At 64.5% G+C, this 15,727-nt stretch carries 12 protein-coding genes; 8 read left to right on the plus strand and 4 right to left on the minus strand.

The window, feature by feature from the left end; genetic code table 11:
* Nucleotides 1-5: 5 nt before the first annotated feature.
* Both F2P45_RS29275 and F2P45_RS29280 read left to right on the plus strand, forming a co-directional pair.
* Entirely contained in the window at nucleotides 6-1,157 is a 1,152-nt protein-coding gene (locus tag F2P45_RS29275) for a serine hydrolase domain-containing protein (RefSeq protein WP_166881742.1), read from the plus strand.
* A 49-nt stretch (nucleotides 1,158-1,206) separates the two neighbouring features.
* Nucleotides 1,207-1,377, plus strand: a complete 171-nt coding sequence (locus F2P45_RS29280) for a hypothetical protein (RefSeq protein ID WP_166881743.1) — start codon at nucleotides 1,207-1,209, stop codon at nucleotides 1,375-1,377.
* Between the two features lie 3 nt (nucleotides 1,378-1,380).
* Here F2P45_RS29280 and F2P45_RS29285 read toward each other — a convergent pair whose 3' ends face one another.
* Entirely contained in the window at nucleotides 1,381-2,154 is a 774-nt protein-coding gene (locus F2P45_RS29285) for a glutaminyl-peptide cyclotransferase (protein WP_166881744.1), read from the minus strand.
* A gap of 136 nt (nucleotides 2,155-2,290) precedes the next feature.
* Here F2P45_RS29285 and F2P45_RS29290 point away from each other — a divergent pair, with 136 nt between their 5' ends.
* The 3 genes from F2P45_RS29290 to F2P45_RS29300 all read left to right on the plus strand — a co-directional run bounded on the left by F2P45_RS29290 (nucleotide 2,291) and on the right by F2P45_RS29300 (nucleotide 7,627).
* The gene (locus F2P45_RS29290; protein ID WP_229505372.1) at nucleotides 2,291-2,788 is read left to right on the plus strand and encodes an arsinothricin resistance N-acetyltransferase ArsN1 family B; all 498 of its coding nucleotides are present in this window, start codon (nucleotides 2,291-2,293) and stop codon (nucleotides 2,786-2,788) included.
* A gap of 85 nt (nucleotides 2,789-2,873) precedes the next feature.
* Entirely contained in the window at nucleotides 2,874-6,185 is a 3,312-nt protein-coding gene (locus tag F2P45_RS29295) for a DUF2339 domain-containing protein (RefSeq protein WP_166881746.1), read from the plus strand.
* 17 nt (nucleotides 6,186-6,202) lie between these two features.
* Nucleotides 6,203-7,627 (plus strand): DUF3999 family protein, encoded by a 1,425-nt coding sequence (locus F2P45_RS29300; protein ID WP_229505373.1) that lies wholly within the window; start codon nucleotides 6,203-6,205, stop codon nucleotides 7,625-7,627.
* Between the two features lie 21 nt (nucleotides 7,628-7,648).
* Here the strand turns inward: F2P45_RS29300 and F2P45_RS29305 are convergent, their stop codons facing one another.
* The gene (locus tag F2P45_RS29305; protein WP_166881747.1) at nucleotides 7,649-8,848 is read right to left on the minus strand and encodes a DUF445 domain-containing protein; all 1,200 of its coding nucleotides are present in this window, start codon (nucleotides 8,846-8,848) and stop codon (nucleotides 7,649-7,651) included.
* A 50-nt stretch (nucleotides 8,849-8,898) separates the two neighbouring features.
* Nucleotides 8,899-9,402: a pyridoxamine 5'-phosphate oxidase family protein gene (locus tag F2P45_RS29310; RefSeq protein WP_166881748.1), complete on the minus strand. Its 504-nt coding sequence runs from the start codon at nucleotides 9,400-9,402 to the stop codon at nucleotides 8,899-8,901.
* 235 nt (nucleotides 9,403-9,637) lie between these two features.
* Between F2P45_RS29310 and F2P45_RS29315 the strand changes: the two genes are divergently transcribed.
* From F2P45_RS29315 to F2P45_RS29325, 3 genes are read left to right on the plus strand one after another with little or no spacing between them, the layout of a single operon-like run.
* Nucleotides 9,638-11,602 (plus strand): serine protein kinase, encoded by a 1,965-nt coding sequence (locus tag F2P45_RS29315; protein WP_370663326.1) that lies wholly within the window; start codon nucleotides 9,638-9,640, stop codon nucleotides 11,600-11,602.
* Nucleotides 11,603-11,615: 13 nt separating this feature from the next.
* Nucleotides 11,616-12,785 carry a DUF444 family protein gene (locus F2P45_RS29320; protein WP_166881750.1) on the plus strand — a complete coding sequence of 390 codons (1,170 nt, stop codon included), beginning with the start codon at nucleotides 11,616-11,618 and terminating at the stop codon, nucleotides 12,783-12,785.
* On the plus strand, nucleotides 12,782-14,161 hold the full coding sequence (locus tag F2P45_RS29325; protein ID WP_166881751.1) for a SpoVR family protein: 1,380 nt from the start codon (nucleotides 12,782-12,784) through the stop codon (nucleotides 14,159-14,161). Before F2P45_RS29320 ends, F2P45_RS29325 begins: the two co-directional genes overlap by 4 nt.
* 76 nt (nucleotides 14,162-14,237) lie before the next feature.
* On the opposite strand, the gene F2P45_RS29330 is transcribed toward F2P45_RS29325, so the two are convergent.
* The gene (locus tag F2P45_RS29330) at nucleotides 14,238-15,293 is read right to left on the minus strand and encodes an SDR family oxidoreductase (RefSeq protein ID WP_166881752.1); all 1,056 of its coding nucleotides are present in this window, start codon (nucleotides 15,291-15,293) and stop codon (nucleotides 14,238-14,240) included.
* Nucleotides 15,294-15,727: the final 434 nt, after the last annotated feature.

Genomic DNA, 15,727 nt, shown 5'->3' on the forward strand with positions numbered 1-15,727 from the left:
TGCCAATGCAATCCTCGCGCGTGCCGGCGTCCAGGCGACGGTTCTTATCGGTGCCGCATCCCTCTGTCTTGCTGCTAGCGGTCTTCCTGGCGGGGTGTGCCTCGTCCAATCGCCCTGACCTGGGCTCGCGCAACCTGCACGATACATTAACGGTTCTCGCTGAACGGCATCATGTTTGCGCTGTGGCGGTCGCCGTCATCAAGAACCGGCAGCTTGCGTCGATCGACACGGCGACCGCTTGCCTGCCGGCGGCCACGCTCGCTCCGGACAGTGTATTTCAGGCCGCATCGCTCAGTAAGCCGGTGTTCGCCTACGCGGTACTGAAATTGGTAGCGCAAGGCAAACTGGATCTCGACGCACCGGTCATGACGTATTTACCGCAAGGTTATCGGCACCAGCGCGACCTGTTAAGGGCGGAGCCGTCCGATCCGGTAAGCGACCCGCGACTGGCGGCCATTACCGTCCGCATGGTGCTGAACCACACTTCGGGGTTGCCGAATTGGACCTCCGGAACGCTGCGTGTCGGCACGGTTCCCGGCACGACTTGGGACTATTCGGGCGAAGGCTACGTGCTGTTGCAGCGCGCGGTGGAAGCAGTCACCGGACTGCCGCTGGATCAATTCATGAGCGCACAAGTATTCCAGCCTTTGGCCATGAACCACAGCGACTATGCATGGAATGAACGCGTCGCCAAACATCTGCTGCCGGGAACCAAAGCGAATGGCGCACCGAGGGAGGCGATGACGCTGACCAACCCGAACGCCGCCTTCTCGCTCCTCACCAGCGCCGCCGATTACGGAAAATTCATGGTCGCGCTGCTGGCCGACGACGCTCTGCTGAAACAGGTGACCGCGTTACCTGTCGCTGTCGATCCGGCGCTCGGGCTCAGCTGGGGATTAGGCTGGGGAATCGAGCGCGGACAGGACGATTCCGCTATTTGGCAGTGGGGCAACAACACCGGTTACCGCGCCTTCGCGATTGCTTCGGTCCGCAGCGGCGACGGCTTTGTGATGTTGACCAACAGCGAAAATGGCCTGGAACTGGCGCAACCATTGGCAGAAAAAATCCTGCCGGGCCAGCACACCCTTTTCCAGTCGCCGATTCTGGGGACCGACGTGCTCAATATTCTCTGCAACCGGCTGCATATCTGCCTTTAACGGATGACGACGCCACCGAAACCCGCGTTTTCGATCTCGACGGGTATTTTTGCAGGCTGGCTGGCGCGGACGAGCTCGGCGCATCGGCGCCGACGGCGTCCTGATCGTCGATGCGGTCGATGGCGTGCTGCGCGGTGCCGGCGAGTGGGACCCGCCCGGCGGCTGGCGCGATTTCACCCTGGCGCTCGATACCGGCGAACGTTTGTCCGGCGCTCGATGACCCTCAGCGCGGCTGGCGCCGTACCAGTTCGATTTCGAACAGCTTCGGCCACAGTTTGCCGGTGACGAACAGGCGCTTCTTCTTGCTGTCGTAAGCGATGCCGTTCAGGACATCGACCGCCCCGCTGGCGCGGCTCTTTTCATCAAGCAGGCCGGCCAGGTCGATCCAGCCGACCACCTTGCCGCTGGCCGGGTTGATGCGCGCGATCACGTCCGAACCCCACACATTGGCATACAGTTCGCCGTCGACCCACTCCATTTCGTTGAGGCGGTCGATCGGTTTGCCGTCGGCCGTCACCTGGATGCGTCGCACTTCGGCCAGCGTCTTGGGGCTGAGCACCCGAATCACGGCGGTGCCGTCGCTCATGAAGACCTCGGTGCCGTTATTGGCCAGGCCCCAGCCTTCGCCGGGATACGAAAAGGTCTGCTTCATCTTCAGCGTGGCCTTGTCGAACACAAAGCCGACGTGCGAGGTCCAGGTCAGTCCGACGATGGTGTTGCCGACATCGGTGATGCCTTCGCCGAAGTAGTCGGGAGCAATGTCGGTCTTCATCAGCACCTTGCCCGTTTTCAGGTCGGTCTTGCGGACCGAGGACTTGCCGTTCAGACCCGTGCTCTCGTACAAAACGCCATCGGTATAGAACAGGCCCTGGGTGAACGCGTCCGGATCGTGCGGGTAAGTATTTTTGACAAGGAAGCCGTACACGGGAATGGCAGCCTGCGCCGCACCGGCGCCCGCCAGCAGCAAACTGGCCGCCAATATGATCAATCTCTTCAAATAACACCTCGGGTCGGAGCGATGAAACAGTCGTCATACCGTTTCTCAAGGCATGAATACTAATACAATTGGACGGGAACAGCGTCGCGAGCACCGGCGCTGCCGAAAAAACGATCACTCACCATGGGAGCCATGCTTGAACATTCGCAATGCCGAGGCCGGCGATGCTGGCGCAATTGTCTCGATCTATAATCACTACATTCTTACCACCACCATTTCATTCGAAGAAGAAAGCGTCAGCGAGCAGGCCATGGCCAGCCGCATTGCCGACATCCAGGCCGGCGCGCTGCCCTTCCTGGTGCTGACCGATGGCGACACCATCGCCGGCTACGCCTACGCCACCAAATGGCGCGTGCGTCACGCCTATCGCTTCGCGGTCGAGAGTTCGATCTACCTGCTGCCCGGCCACGGCGGCAAAGGCCATGGGGCGGCGCTCTACACCGCCCTGCTGGCGCGCCTGGCCGAGGGCGGCTTTCACATGGTCATCGGCGGCATTGCGCAGCCCAACCAGGCCAGCGTGGCGCTGCACGAAAAATTCGGCTTCAGGAAGGTCGCCCATTTCAGCGAAGTCGGTTTCAAGTTCGGACGCTGGATCGACGTCGGGTATTGGGAGCTGAAACTCGAGGGTGCGTAACAAGCAACCAAAAATTGACCAGTAGCGGTTTCCCTTGGGAATGATAGTATGCAAAATTGCCTAGTTTGCAACCCAAGGAAAATTGATGGAAGTATTTTTGTTATTGCTGGTGGTGGCGTCCTACGCCCACTTCCTCAGTGCGAGCAGGGATGCCCGACGGCGTACCGACGAGCTCGAAAAATCGCTGACGAAGCTGAAAGGCGAAGTTGTCAGGCTCAGGGACGAAGCGAGCCGGCGCACGGGCGCCGCCTCCGCCTCCACCGCCGCCGCCGCCGCCGTCTCAGCGGCCACGACTTCAACGCCGGTAAGGGACACGCTGGCGCGTAACGCGGCGGCCAGAACGGCCAGGGCGGCGCGCATGGCGCAGGACGGCGCCGCCGAAGCGGTAGTACCCGCGCGGCAGGCAGCTCCACCGCAGCCGCTTGCGCCCCGGCCTGCGGAGCCCGCTACTGTCGCGCCGGCTCCCGCCGCACCCGCTGCTCCTGTCGCACCGGCTCCTGTCGCTCCCGCGCCTATGCCGCCAGCGCCCGCAGCGCCTGCGCCGGCACGCCCCGAAGCGCATCCGGATCGCAGCGATACCGCCCCGGAGTGGATCGTGGCGGCAAAAAAATGGATGTTCAGCGGCAACCTCGTCGCCAAGCTCGGCTTGCTCATCCTGTTTATCGGCGTCAGCTTCCTGCTCAAATACGCGGTCGAACGCAATATCGTGCCGATCGAACTGCGCCTGGCCGGCATCGTGCTCGCCGATATCGCCCTGCTGGTCTGGGGCTGGCGCATCCGCGACAGCCGGCGCGGCATCGGCCTGCCGGTGCAGGGGGCGGCACTGGGCATCCTGATGCTGGTCACCTTCGGCGCCTTCCGCATGTACCAGCTGATTCCAGGCGGCCTGGCATTCGGCCTGCTGTTCGCACTGACCTTCTTTACGTGCCTGCTGGCGGTGCTGCAAAATGCCTTCTGGCTGGCCGTGTTCGGCATCACCGGCGGCTTCCTGGCGCCGATCATGACCTCCACCGGCCAGGGCAGCCACATCGGACTGTTCTCGTACTACACCTTGTTAAACGCCGGCATCCTCGGCATCGCGCTCAAGCGCGCGTGGCGCTCGCTCAACCTGATCGGCTTTGCCTTCACCTTCGTCATCGGCACCGCGTGGGGCGTGCTGCGCTATACCCCCGAAAACTACCTGTCGACCCAGCTGTTCCTGATCGTCTTTGTGCTGTTCTACGTCGCCATCGCGATTGCCTACGCCGCGCGCCAGGCGCCCGCGCTGAAAAACTATGTCGACGCCACCCTGGTGTTCGGCGTGCCGCTGGTCGCCTTCGGCCTGCAGTACGGCATGGTCAAGGACACCCGCTTCGGCGTGGCCTTCTCGGCGCTCGGCCTGGGCCTGTTCTACACCACGGTCGCGCTGCTCATGTGGCGGCGCGGCGCGCAGAATTTCAGGCTGCTGGTCGAATCCTTCCTGTCCATGGGCCTGGTGTTCGGCACCCTGGCCCTGCCGTTTGCGCTCGATGGACGCTGGACCTCGGCCGCCTGGGCGCTGGAAGGCGCCGGCGTGGTCTGGGTCGGCCTGCGCCAGCGCCAGGCGCTCACCTGCGCGTTCGGACTGCTGGTGCAAGCCGGCGCGTGGATCTCCTTCCTCATGGCGATCGCCGGCATCGGCGGCGGTGCCGACGCGGCCGATGCCAACCTGTGGCTCGGCTTCCTGCTGTTGACCGGCACCGCCTTCCTGATGGCCGCCAACTTCCGCTCGCGCGAAGCCGACCTTCCGACGCCGCTGCCGCGCGGGCTGGCCGGCGCCTTCCTGATCGTGGCGGCGATCTGGCTGGTGGCGGGCGCCTGGACCGAAGCCGTGCTGCGCACCAGCGGCGGCGCCCAGACAACGCTGATGGCCGCGAGCGCCCTGGTGGCATCGATGATCCTGGCGTTGATCGCCAAACGCATGCAGTGGCCGCTGGCGCGCGCGCTCGCGCTGGTCGTGCAGGCGGTGGCCGGCGCGGTCCTCGCGCTGCTGATCTGCGTCATGCTGCTGTTCGCGTTCGACCCCGACGCGAACCTGTTCCGGACCCCGTTCCTGGCGGCGCTGCTGATCTTCGCCGGCGCCATGTTCAGCAGCTGGGCCATGCAGCGCGGGCCGCAGCCGCAACAGCCGACACTCTCGCGCATCATGCTGGCCTGGTCGGCAGCATGGTGGTTCGTGCCGGTCCTGGTGCTGTTCTGCGTCTGGCTGACCCGCAACTACCAGTTGATCGGCGGCGGCTACTCGCGCGACACAGCGATGTTGTACGCCTATGGCGTGGCGCTGTCGCTGTCGGCGCTGGCGTTCGCGGCGGCGGCAAAGCGCCTGGCCTGGCCGGCGCTGCGCTGGTTCAGCGCCGCCGCCTGGGCCGGCCTGGCCGTGGCCACGGTCTGGATCCTGGCGGTGCTGTACGGTGGCGACACGGTGGCGTTCGAGGCCGGCGTGGCGCTGGCCTGCCTGTGGCTGACCTCGGAATACATGCTCAAGCGCTGGCCCGCCAGCGGCTGGGATATCGCCGCGCCATGGTTGCAGGTGCTGCACACCGTGCGCACCGCCGGCCCGTGGCTGATGATCTGGCCGGCCGCCTCGATCGCGGTATCGCGCTGGCTGTTCGAGCTCGACAACGCCGATGGCCTCACGCTGGTCAATGCCGACTGGGAAATCAGCGGCAGCTGGGCGCGCTTCATCCCGGCCTGGCTGATGATGCTGGTCATCGTCTGGCTGATCGCCCGCGCCCGCGCCGACAAGTGGCCGGCCGCCCCGGTCGCCAGCTGGCACCGCGCCACCCTGCTGCCGCTGGCGACCGGCTGGTCGCTGATGCTGGCCGCCGTCTGGAACCTGACCCAGAATGGCGCCATGGCGCCCCTGCCCTATCTGCCGGTGCTCAATCCGCTCGACCTGACCAGCGGCTTTGCGATGGCACTGGCGCTGGCGTGCTACCGCATGCGCCTGCATGACGCGCGCACCGACGACGACCGTGCGCTGCTGGCGCGCGTGCCCGCAGTGCTGGCCTGGGCCGGCTACGCCTGGTTCAACCTGATGCTGCTGCGCACGGCGGCGCATTATCTGCACATCCGATACAACTTCGACCAGATGTTCGCGTCGCAGTTCATCCAGGCCATGCTGTCGCTGGTATGGAGCATTTCGGCGCTGGTGCTGATGTGGCGCGCGGCCAGGCGCGCATCGCGCAGGCAGTGGGTGATCGGCGCGGTACTGCTTGGCGTTGTTGTCGGCAAGCTGTTCCTGATCGACCTGTCGAACGTGGGCGGTGTGGCGCGCATCGTCAGCTTTGTCGGGGTCGGCTTGCTGATGGTCGTGATCGGCTATATCGCACCGTTCCCAACCCAACAAGAAACCGCGCCGGAAGCACCGGCGCAATGAACCAAGGATCCATTTTGATGTCGAACCTACCTCTGGCCTCGCTTTGCCTGGCGGCGCTGGCCGCGGCAAGCTCTCCCGTGGCGCTGGCGGACGCCCCGGCCAGCGACTTGCCGGGCGATTACCGCCACGCCCTGCCGCTGACCGTCAGCGGCAAGGAATCGGTGGTCCAGCTACGCCTGCCCAAGGACGTGTACCTGCACGCCCGCACGGCCGACTTGCGCGACCTGCGCCTGTTCGATGCGCAGGGTAACAAGCTGGCGTTCAGCTTGCAGGAACCGCTGCCGCGCGCCGAGCGCTCGCGGCGCGACCTGCCGGTGCGCCTGTTCGGGGTGCAAACGGCGCGCCCGGCCGGGTCCCTCGCCGACACCGACATCGACGTGCAGCGCTCCGGCGACGGCACGGTGCTGTCGGTGCGCGCGCGCTCGCGGCCGGCCGCGGCCGCCGCCGATGGCGGCATCGACACGCTGGTGCTCGACCTCGGCGCGAGCGCCGCGGCCGCCACCATCGATGCGCTGCGGTTTACCCTGCCTGCCGGCACGAGCAGCTACAACGCGCGCGTGGTGCTGGAAGTGAGCGACGATCTCAAGCATTGGGATACGGTCGGCGAGACCGACCTGTCCTGGCTGGTCAACGAGCGTACCGAGACCCTGGCCAGCGACCGCATGGAATTCGAAGCGCGCGCTTTCCGCTATGCGCGCCTGAGCTGGCGCCAGGGCAAGCCGCTGCAGTTCGCCGGCATCACCGCCGAGTCGCCCCTGAATACGGCGCTGGCGCCGCATGTGGAGCGCCTGCTGATCCAGCCCAAGCCGGGGCGCTTTGCCACGGACCATGTGTATCCGGCCTCGGTGGCGATTCCCGTGCAGCGCATCGGCGTCGATCTGGGCGAGCAGAACGTGGTGATGCCTGCCCAGCTCGGCCGTTACGTGGAATTGCCCGACCGCCAGGGCGGCAAGACCACCACCTGGCAGTTCGAAGCGCTGACCGCCGCCACGTTCTATCAGCTGACCCAGGGCGGCAAGCGGCGCGCTTCGGGCGATATCGGCATCACGCCGGCGCACCAGGCCGAGTGGGTGCTGCGCACGGAAGTTGCCGGTGCGGCGGCGCCCAGCCTGCGCCTGTCCTGGACGCCGTCCACGGTGGTGTTCCTGGCCAACGGCAAGCCGCCCTACCGGCTGGCCTTCGGACGCGCCGACGCCAAGCCGGCCGCCAGTGCGCTGGCGCAGGTGGCGCCCGGTTTCAGTCCCGCCGAAATTGCCGCCCTCGAAAACACGCTGGCCGGACCGCTGCAAACCTCCACGGCAGCTGTTGCCGAGGGGGCCAGCGCAGCCGACAAGGCGAGCGCGGCCGCGCGCACCCGGATGTTCGTCCTGTGGGGCGCGCTGCTGGCGGGCGTGGGCGTGCTGGGCTTCATGGCGTGGCGCCTGGTCAAGCAGATGAAATAGCCAGGCCGCTAACGGCGGGCTTCAGGTGAACAACAGGGAAACGCAATGCAGGGTCAGCCCCACCAGCCCGCCGACGATGGTGCCGTTGATGCGGATGTATTGCAGGTCGCGCCCCACGTGCAGTTCGAATTTGCGGGCGATGGTCTCGGCATCCCAGCTGCGGATCACGCGCCGCACCAGGGCGATGATCAGTTCGCGCTTGGACACGATGGTCTCGGCCGCAAAGGTGCGCAGCCAGTCGTTGATGCGCTGCTGGATCGCCGGATTGCGCTCCAGGGCGCGGCTGAATGCCTGCAAGGCCGTTTGCAGGTGCGCCGACAGCTGCGAATTGTCCGATTCGGCATCGGCCAGCAAGCGGTCGCGCACGTCTTCCCACACCTGGCCCACATAGGTGCGGAACAGCGGATGGTTCAGGCTGGTCTCTAACAGGCTGCGCAGCTTTTCTTCGTATTCGGGCGAGTGCGCCAGGTTCTCGATCAGCTCTTCGGTGGCGGCCTGGAAGCGCACGCGCCATTCGCTGTCTTCGCCCTGGATCTCGTCCAGCGTATTTTGCACCCCTTCCATCAAGCGCTCGTAGAATTTTTCGTCAATCGCGCGCGGCAACCAGCGCGGACTGTGCTCGTGCACCTTCTGGCGGATATACGGCCGGTGCGCTTCCAGCGCACTTGCAATGAGTCCCAACAGGCGTTCCAGCAGCACATGATGCTGACCCCCCGCCGCCAGCACCGACAAGACCTGCGACAGGATCGGCGCCAGCTTGACGTCCTGCAGCGCGCCGGACAGCGCTTCGCGCAGGAAACCGGCGGCATCCTTGTCGTCGATCATGCGCAGCAGCACGGGCACCGCACTGACGGCCTGGTCGGCCACGGCGCGGCTGTTGGCCGGTTGCGCCAGCCAGTGCGCGGCCGAGCCGGCGAAGTCGATGCGCACCAGTTCGGCGTGCACCACATCGTAGCTCATGAAGTTTGTTTCGAGAAAATTGCCGAGATTCTCGCCGATCTTTTCCTTATTGGTCGGAATGATGGCGGTGTGCGGGATCGGCAAGCCCAGCGGATGGCGGAACAAGGCGGTCACGGCGAACCAGTCGGCGATCGCGCCGACCATGGCCGCTTCCGCGAAGGCGGCAACGAAGGCAAACGCCGCGTGACGCGGTTCGAGCATGCGCGCGGCCACGAACAGCAGCGCCATCGCCACCAGCAAGCCGGTGGCGATCAGACGCATGCGCGTCAGCCCAGCCTGCTGTTCGCTTTCGCGCACGGAGCGAGGGGCAATCAGAGCTTGATCGTGCCGTGTTCGCCCGGATCGACGTCGGGCGTGGTGCTGGTCAGGACGGCCTTGGCCATGTCGAACAGGCTGACCAACTTGCCGCCGGTCGAATCCCAGTACTCGGCGCTGCTCGAGACCACGCGCACCAGCACGACATGCGGATCATCCGGGCCGTGCGGATACCAGGCCTGGACCGCGGGGTTCCACATGGCCTTGATTTTGGCGCGATCGACGATGCGCTCGGCGCGCCCGCTGACCGACACATAGGTGTGGTCTTCCGGCTCGGCGAAGCTGACGTTGACTTCGGGGCGGGACACGATGTCTTCCCACAATTCGGTATCGGTCGAGGTGTAAAACCACAGGTTGCCATCGTTGTCGGTTTCCTGGTTGGTCATGGGACGGCTCACGAGGCGGGCCTGCGCGTTAACGGTGGTGAACATGGCGAAGCGAATCGACTTGATCTTGGACTTCAACTCAGCCACTTGATCGGAATGGTTATATGCTGACATGGGCTTTTCCTTCACGCAGTTCTAGGTTATTAAGAAACTATATCGTAATCGCAATACTCCTGCACTTCTGTGCGCAAGCGAACTTATTGCGCAGCATGGCCCGAGGCGGAGTTCACACGCTTCTCACCACATCAGCTCGAAAAACTCCCCATTGGTTCAACTGCGCACATTGATGTGTATCAATTTGCGTATTGAGCGTGCGCTGATACTGAAAGGAGACCAACAAGGAGACAACGTGAGTATTCCCGGCGACGAGCAAGCGACCACCCTGCAGGACCCGCACGCCTCTTTCATCGAGAGCCTGGGGGTGTTCACGCGCCAGCACCGGGCCGGGCACTGGTCGGGCACCTTCGCCCAGTTCATGCAACAGGTGCTGCCGCGCATGCCGCAGCAGGTCGCGCGCACCTCGCACCAATATATATGGGACATGATCCGCGCCACCTGCACCGACGATGGCGACGGCCACTTCCGCTGCCGCCTGTTCGGGGAGGACCTGTTCGGCATCGACGACGCCATCGACCGCGTGGTCGACTACTTCAAGGCGGCCGCCGCCGGGTCCGAAGTCGGGCGCCGCCTGCTGCTGCTGCTCGGGCCGCCGTCGGGCGGCAAGTCGACCCTGGTCATCCTGCTCAAGCGCGGCCTGGAAGAATACAGCTACACCGACGAGGGCGCGCTGTATGCCATCGCCGGCTGTCCGGTGCACGAGTCGCCCCTGCACCTGATTCCGCACACCATGCGCGCCGGCTGCCGCAACACCTACGGCATCGATATCAGCGGCGAAGTCTGTCCGCACTGCCGCGCCCGCCTGGAAGACCAGTACGCCGGCGACTTCCTGCAGATGCCGGTCGAACGCTTCTTCGTTTCCGAATCGGGGCGCAGCGGCATCGGCACCTACGCCCCGCACGACCCCACCACCGCCGACCTGGCCGACCTGGTCGGCTCGGTCGACCTGTCCAAGGTGGCGCAGTACGGCGACGAGGGCGATCCGCGCGCCTGGTCATGGTCGGGGGCGGTGTACGCAGCCAGCCGAGGCGTGCTGGAGATGATCGAAATTCTCAAGGTCAAGCGCGAGTTCCTGTACCTGCTGCTCACGCTGACGCAAGAAAAGAACGTCAAGGTATCGCGCTTTCCCCTCATCTACCTCGACGAAACGATTCTGGCGCACACCAACCTGGCCGAGTTCCGCCGCTTCCTGCAAGAGAGCGAGAACGAAGCGCTACTCGACCGCATGGTGATCATCCAGGTGCCCTACACGCTCAACTACAAGGAGGAGGCGCGCATCTACAAAAAGCTCATTTCATCGGCCGCGCCGGCGTTTCGCGACGTACACCTCGACCCGCACGTGCTGCACGCGGCCGCCGTGTTCGCCATCCTGAGCCGCATCCAGGATGGCGACGAGAAAGAGGTGGAACTGGTCAAGAAGGTGCGCATCCACGCGAATGAAGAAGTCGACGGCGTGAACCGCGCCGACGTGCGGCGGGTCAAAGAGAAAGACAAGACGCCCGACGAAGGCCTGGCCGGCGTGTCGCCACGGTTCGTGATCAACGCGCTGTCGAACGCGATCATCCAGTCCAACCGCAACAGCCTGTCGACCATGGACGTGCTGCTCGCGCTCAAGGACGGCATCGAGAGCGACGCCCGCATCGACCCCAAGAAAAAGCGCAAATGGGTCGATTACCTGGTGCTGACGCGCAAGGATTTTTACAACCGCTGGGTCAAGGAAGACGTGCACAAGGCGCTGTTCGTGTCCTTCGAACAGGAAGCCCAGGACTTGCTCAACAAATACCTGGACGAGGTGGAAGCCATGCTCGACAACCGCCAGATCAAGGACCCCATCACCAACGAAGAGCGGCGGCCCGACGAACGCTTCTTGCGCGCAGTGGAAGAAAAAATCCATATTTCGGAGTCGGGCAAGCAGTCGTTCCGCCAGGAAGTGGTGCGCAAGGCGATGGGCGCGTACAAGCGCGGCGCCAAGTTCGGCCTCGACAGCCATCTCCAGCTCAACGACGCGGTCCAGCAGTACCTGTTCGAGCAGCGGCGCGATGTGCTGCGCCTGGTCAGCTCGGCCAAACGGCCGGACGACGAGATCCGCACCAAGATTTCCGCCGTCGAGAAACGGCTGGTCGACGAGTACGGCTACGACAGCCACAGCGCGCGCGAAGCGCTGAACTATGTAACGACCTTGCTGGCGCAAGAATAGCGGGAGACATGGCGTGAGCGCGACCATCAACACGGCCTGGTACGACCTGTTCTCGCGCGGGGCGCGCGACTGGCTGCGCCACAACGACAAGGTGCGCGAGGCCGTGCACCAGCACCTGCCCGAGCTCATTGCCGGCCCCGACCTGATCACCGGCCCGCGAGAACGCACGGTGCAGGTGCCCGTGCGCATGCTTGAACATGCCCGCTTTCGCCTGGCAGACGCCCGCACCGAGACTGGCGCCGGCCAGGGCGCGGGCAAGCCGGGCGACGTGCTGCAACCGGGCACGCCGGCGCACAGCGGCGGCGCCGATGGCCAGGACGGTGGCGGCAACGATGATGGCGACGTGCGCCTGCTGCTCGAACTGTCGATCGACGAGATCATGGACTGGGTGTGGGAAGAACTCAAGCTGCCCGAACTCAAGCCCCGCAACAGCGCCCGCATTGAAGACGTGGAACTGGTGCGCGAAGGCTGGGACAAGCGCGGCGCGCGCTCGCGCCTGGACCGGCGCCGCACTGTCAAAGAGGCGATCAAGCGGCGCGCCGTGCAGGCCGATGCCGTGCCTTTCACCAGCGACGACCTGCGCTTCCGGCAACTGGCGTCGCGCCTGCGCCCGAGCACCAGCGCGACCATGTTGTTCGTGATCGACGTGTCGGCAAGCATGACCGAGATCGAACGCAAGCTCGCCAAGTCCTTCTTTTTCTTCGCGCTGCAAGGCATCCGGCGCCAGTATGCCAGGGTCGAGACGCGCTTTATCGCCCATACCACCCACGCCTGGGAATTCTCGGAACGCGAGTTCTTCCAGGTGGCGGGCATGGGCGGCACCATTGCGTCGAGCGCGTTCCGGCTGGTGCTGGACCTGATTCGCACCGAGCTCGACCCGGCGCAAAACAATCTGTACATGTTTTACGCCTCGGACGGCGAAAACTTCACCGAAGACCGCGCCGCCGCCAGCGCGGCGCTGACCGAACTGGGCAAACTGTTGAATTACGCCGGCTATATCGAAACCCTGCCCGGCGTGCCGCGCGCGCTGGAAACCGACATGCGGCGCCTGTGCAATGAGCTGGAGCGGCGCGGCGTGCACATCGGCAGCACCGTGCTGCGCACCCCGGACGATGTCTGGGGCGCGCTGCGCAAGTTCTTTGCCAGCGAAAGCGAGCAAGGGTCGGCGGAGGCGGCCCGATGAACGCATCCAGCGCCGTCCTGGCCGACTATACCGCTCGCCTGGAAGCGCTGGCGCTCGAACTGGGCATGGATTTCTACCCGGTCAACTTCGACCTCGTCCCAGACAATTTCATGGTCGAGATCGCGGTGTACGGCTTGCCGGTGCGCATGCAGCACTGGTCCTTCGGCGTGCGCTACATCCACCAGCTGGTGCGCCAGCACATGGGCCATTCAAAGATTTTCGAAGTCATGTTCCCGGGCGACCCGTGCCACGCCTTCATGCTTGAGCAAAATTCGCTGGCGGAAAACACCCTGGTCACCGCCCATGTGCTCGGTCACGCCGATTTTGCCAAGAACAATCAACTGTTTGCACGCTTCATGGCCATGGCCGGCAGCCACATCCTCGAACAAAGCGCCGCCCGCGCGCACCGCCTGCAACGCGCGCTCGAAGCGCACGGGCAGGCGCGGGTAGAAGCGGTGCTCGATGCCGCGCTGGCGCTCGAAACCCATATCGACATCAACCAGCCGCTGCACCGGCCGCGCTATCCCGAGTTTGTGGCACCGCGCGCGCGTCCTGCGGTCAGTCACTTCCACGACCGTTTCGCACGCCTTCCCGGCGAGCACGTCGAACCGGCAAGCAACGATGCGCCGCAACGCGCACCCCTGCCACCCCAGCCCGAGTCCGACCTGCTGTGGTTCATCGCACAGTACGCGCCCGACATGGACGATTGGGAGCGCGATATTTTCCTTGCCGTGCGCGAAGAAGCTTACTATTTCCACCCGATCCACGCGTGCCAGATCATGAACGAAGGCTGGGCGTCTTACTGGCACGCGCGCCTGCTGCGCGAAGCCACGTTCCTGCCGCACGACCTGTATGTCTCGGCGATCAAATCGCATTCCGACGTGGTGCGCCCGTTTGCCAGCGGCCAGCAGCTGGCCTTGTCGCTCAACCCCTACCACCTCGGCTTTTCGCTGTGGGAGCACATCATCGACAAACACGGGCTGGAACGGGCACGCCAGATCTGCCGCGAAGAAGACGATTTCGGTTTCGTGCGCAACTACCTGGACCAGGAACTGGCGGACCAGCTCGACCTGTTTGTATACGAAGCGCGCCAGGATGGCGACACCAAAATCGCCAGTCGCGACATCCACCAGATCCGCGAAGCGATCCTGGCGCCAAAGTTCAATTACGGCGCCCCCTGCATCGCCGCCGGACAGGTCGGTGCCGACGGCGCGCTCGCGCTGCACCACGATTACCTGCGCGACGGCCGCGGGCTCGACTTGCCGCAGGCCGAAAAAGTGATGGATTACGTGGGACGGGTGTGGCGCCGCCCGGTGACCTTGCACACCGTCGACTTTCGCGGCATCGTGCGCGTCCTGCCGGCACGCAAATTGTGACAATGAACGCGGCACGCTCGCTTGTCGGGTTGGAAAACGTGCCACCCCCGCCATGCCTGGCAGTTTGCGCAACTACTTACGAGCGCTTACCCAGATGCGCCACATACCAGTCCAGCGCTTCCTGCAAACCCTGTTCGAGGCGGTGCGTGGGCTGGTAGCCGAGCAGGCGCGCCGCTTTGGAAATATCGGCCTGCGAATGCCGCACATCGCCCACCCGGAACGCGCCATACTCCGGCTGGTAAGCTTCCAGGTGGGCAAAGCGGCCGACCAGCAGCGCATGCATCATCGCGTACAGTTGGTTCAGGCTGGTGCGCGCGTTCACCGCCACGTTGTAGACCTGGTTGACCGCCGCCGGATCATCAACCAGGCTCGCCAGCAGATTGGCCTGCACCACGTTATCGACAAAGCAGAAGTCGCGGCTGCTGTCGCCATCACCATTGATGCGCAGCGGATGGTTGTGGATCATCGCGTAAAACCACTGCGGAATCACGGCCGCGTACTCGCCGCGCGGGTCCTGGCGCGGCCCGAATACATTAAAGTAGCGCAGTCCGATGGCATCGAGCGCGTAGCAGCGTGCAAACATCTCGGCATACACTTCATTGACGTGCTTGGTGAGCGCGTACGGCGAGAGCGGTCGCCCGATATGCTCTTCCACCTTGGGCAAGTCGGGATGGTCGCCGTAGGTTGCACTCGAGGCTGCATACACGACGCGCCGCACCCTGGCGTCGCGCGCCGCCACCAGCACGTTCAGGAAACCGATCAGGTTGACGTCGCTGGTCAGGATCGGATCGGCGATCGAGCGTCCGACCGAACCCAGCGCAGCCTGGTGGAGCACGACATCGACGCCCTGGCAGGCGCGCCGGCAACTGTCCAGGCAGCGGATATCGCCCTCGATAAAGTCGAAATTCGCCCAGCCCGAAGCTGGCACCACGGCGCGCACTTGCGCCAGGTTGGCGCGATAGCCGGTCATCAGATTGTCCAGGCCGGTCACGCGCTGGCCGAGCTTGAGCAAGGTCTCCAGCAAATTCGACCCGACAAAGCCGGCCACGCCGGTGATGAGCCAGTGATGCCGGGTTTCGCGCAGGTCCGACAGAACCTGCTGGTAAGGACTATTTTCGGGGGTGCTCAGCATTAACATCTCCAGGCAGGGCAGACAGCACCAGCGGCGAACCTGCACGTACAACGGCATCGGATCGGCCAGGGCCGACAAGGTGCCAATGATCGGGAAACCGGCGTCAACAGACCGGCAACGGCACTACCTTTCATCGCCGGGAAAGCCGACGCCCAACCCGGCTGTACCACGATGGCGTCTCAGGAAATTCTACGGAGCACGGCTTGGAAACTTTTGATTTTGAGCAATTTCATGCCGATCAGATCGTCATTTGCACAACCGCAAAACATTGACGCAACACAATGACTTGCCGCTCCGACTCTCTACCCTAGCCTGAATGTTTCATAAACTGCCACCGCAGTGCCGGTTCGGCGATACATGAGCTCCTCAGTGACGATCACGATGTCGCGGGCAATAGCCCCCCTACCCGATTGAACGGGACATCGAATGGAGCA

It is taken from the genome of Massilia mucilaginosa, from assembly GCF_011682145.1.
GTDB lineage: Bacteria > Pseudomonadota > Gammaproteobacteria > Burkholderiales > Burkholderiaceae_D > Telluria_A > Telluria_A mucilaginosa.

Excerpts from the sequence above, each read along its gene's own strand:
- F2P45_RS29305 (WP_166881747.1), bottom strand. The coding sequence starts at position 8,848 with ATGCGTCTGATCGCCACCGGCTTGCTGGTGGCGATGGCGCTGCTGTTC.
- F2P45_RS29295 (WP_166881746.1), top strand. The coding sequence starts at position 2,874 with ATGGAAGTATTTTTGTTATTGCTGGTGGTGGCGTCCTACGCCCACTTC.
- F2P45_RS29325 (WP_166881751.1), top strand. The coding sequence starts at position 12,782 with ATGAACGCATCCAGCGCCGTCCTGGCCGACTATACCGCTCGCCTGGAA.
- F2P45_RS29300 (WP_229505373.1), top strand. The coding sequence starts at position 6,203 with ATGTCGAACCTACCTCTGGCCTCGCTTTGCCTGGCGGCGCTGGCCGCG.
- F2P45_RS29275 (WP_166881742.1), top strand. The coding sequence starts at position 6 with ATGCAATCCTCGCGCGTGCCGGCGTCCAGGCGACGGTTCTTATCGGTG.
- F2P45_RS29310 (WP_166881748.1), bottom strand. The coding sequence starts at position 9,402 with ATGTCAGCATATAACCATTCCGATCAAGTGGCTGAGTTGAAGTCCAAG.
- F2P45_RS29330 (WP_166881752.1), bottom strand. The coding sequence starts at position 15,293 with ATGCTGAGCACCCCCGAAAATAGTCCTTACCAGCAGGTTCTGTCGGAC.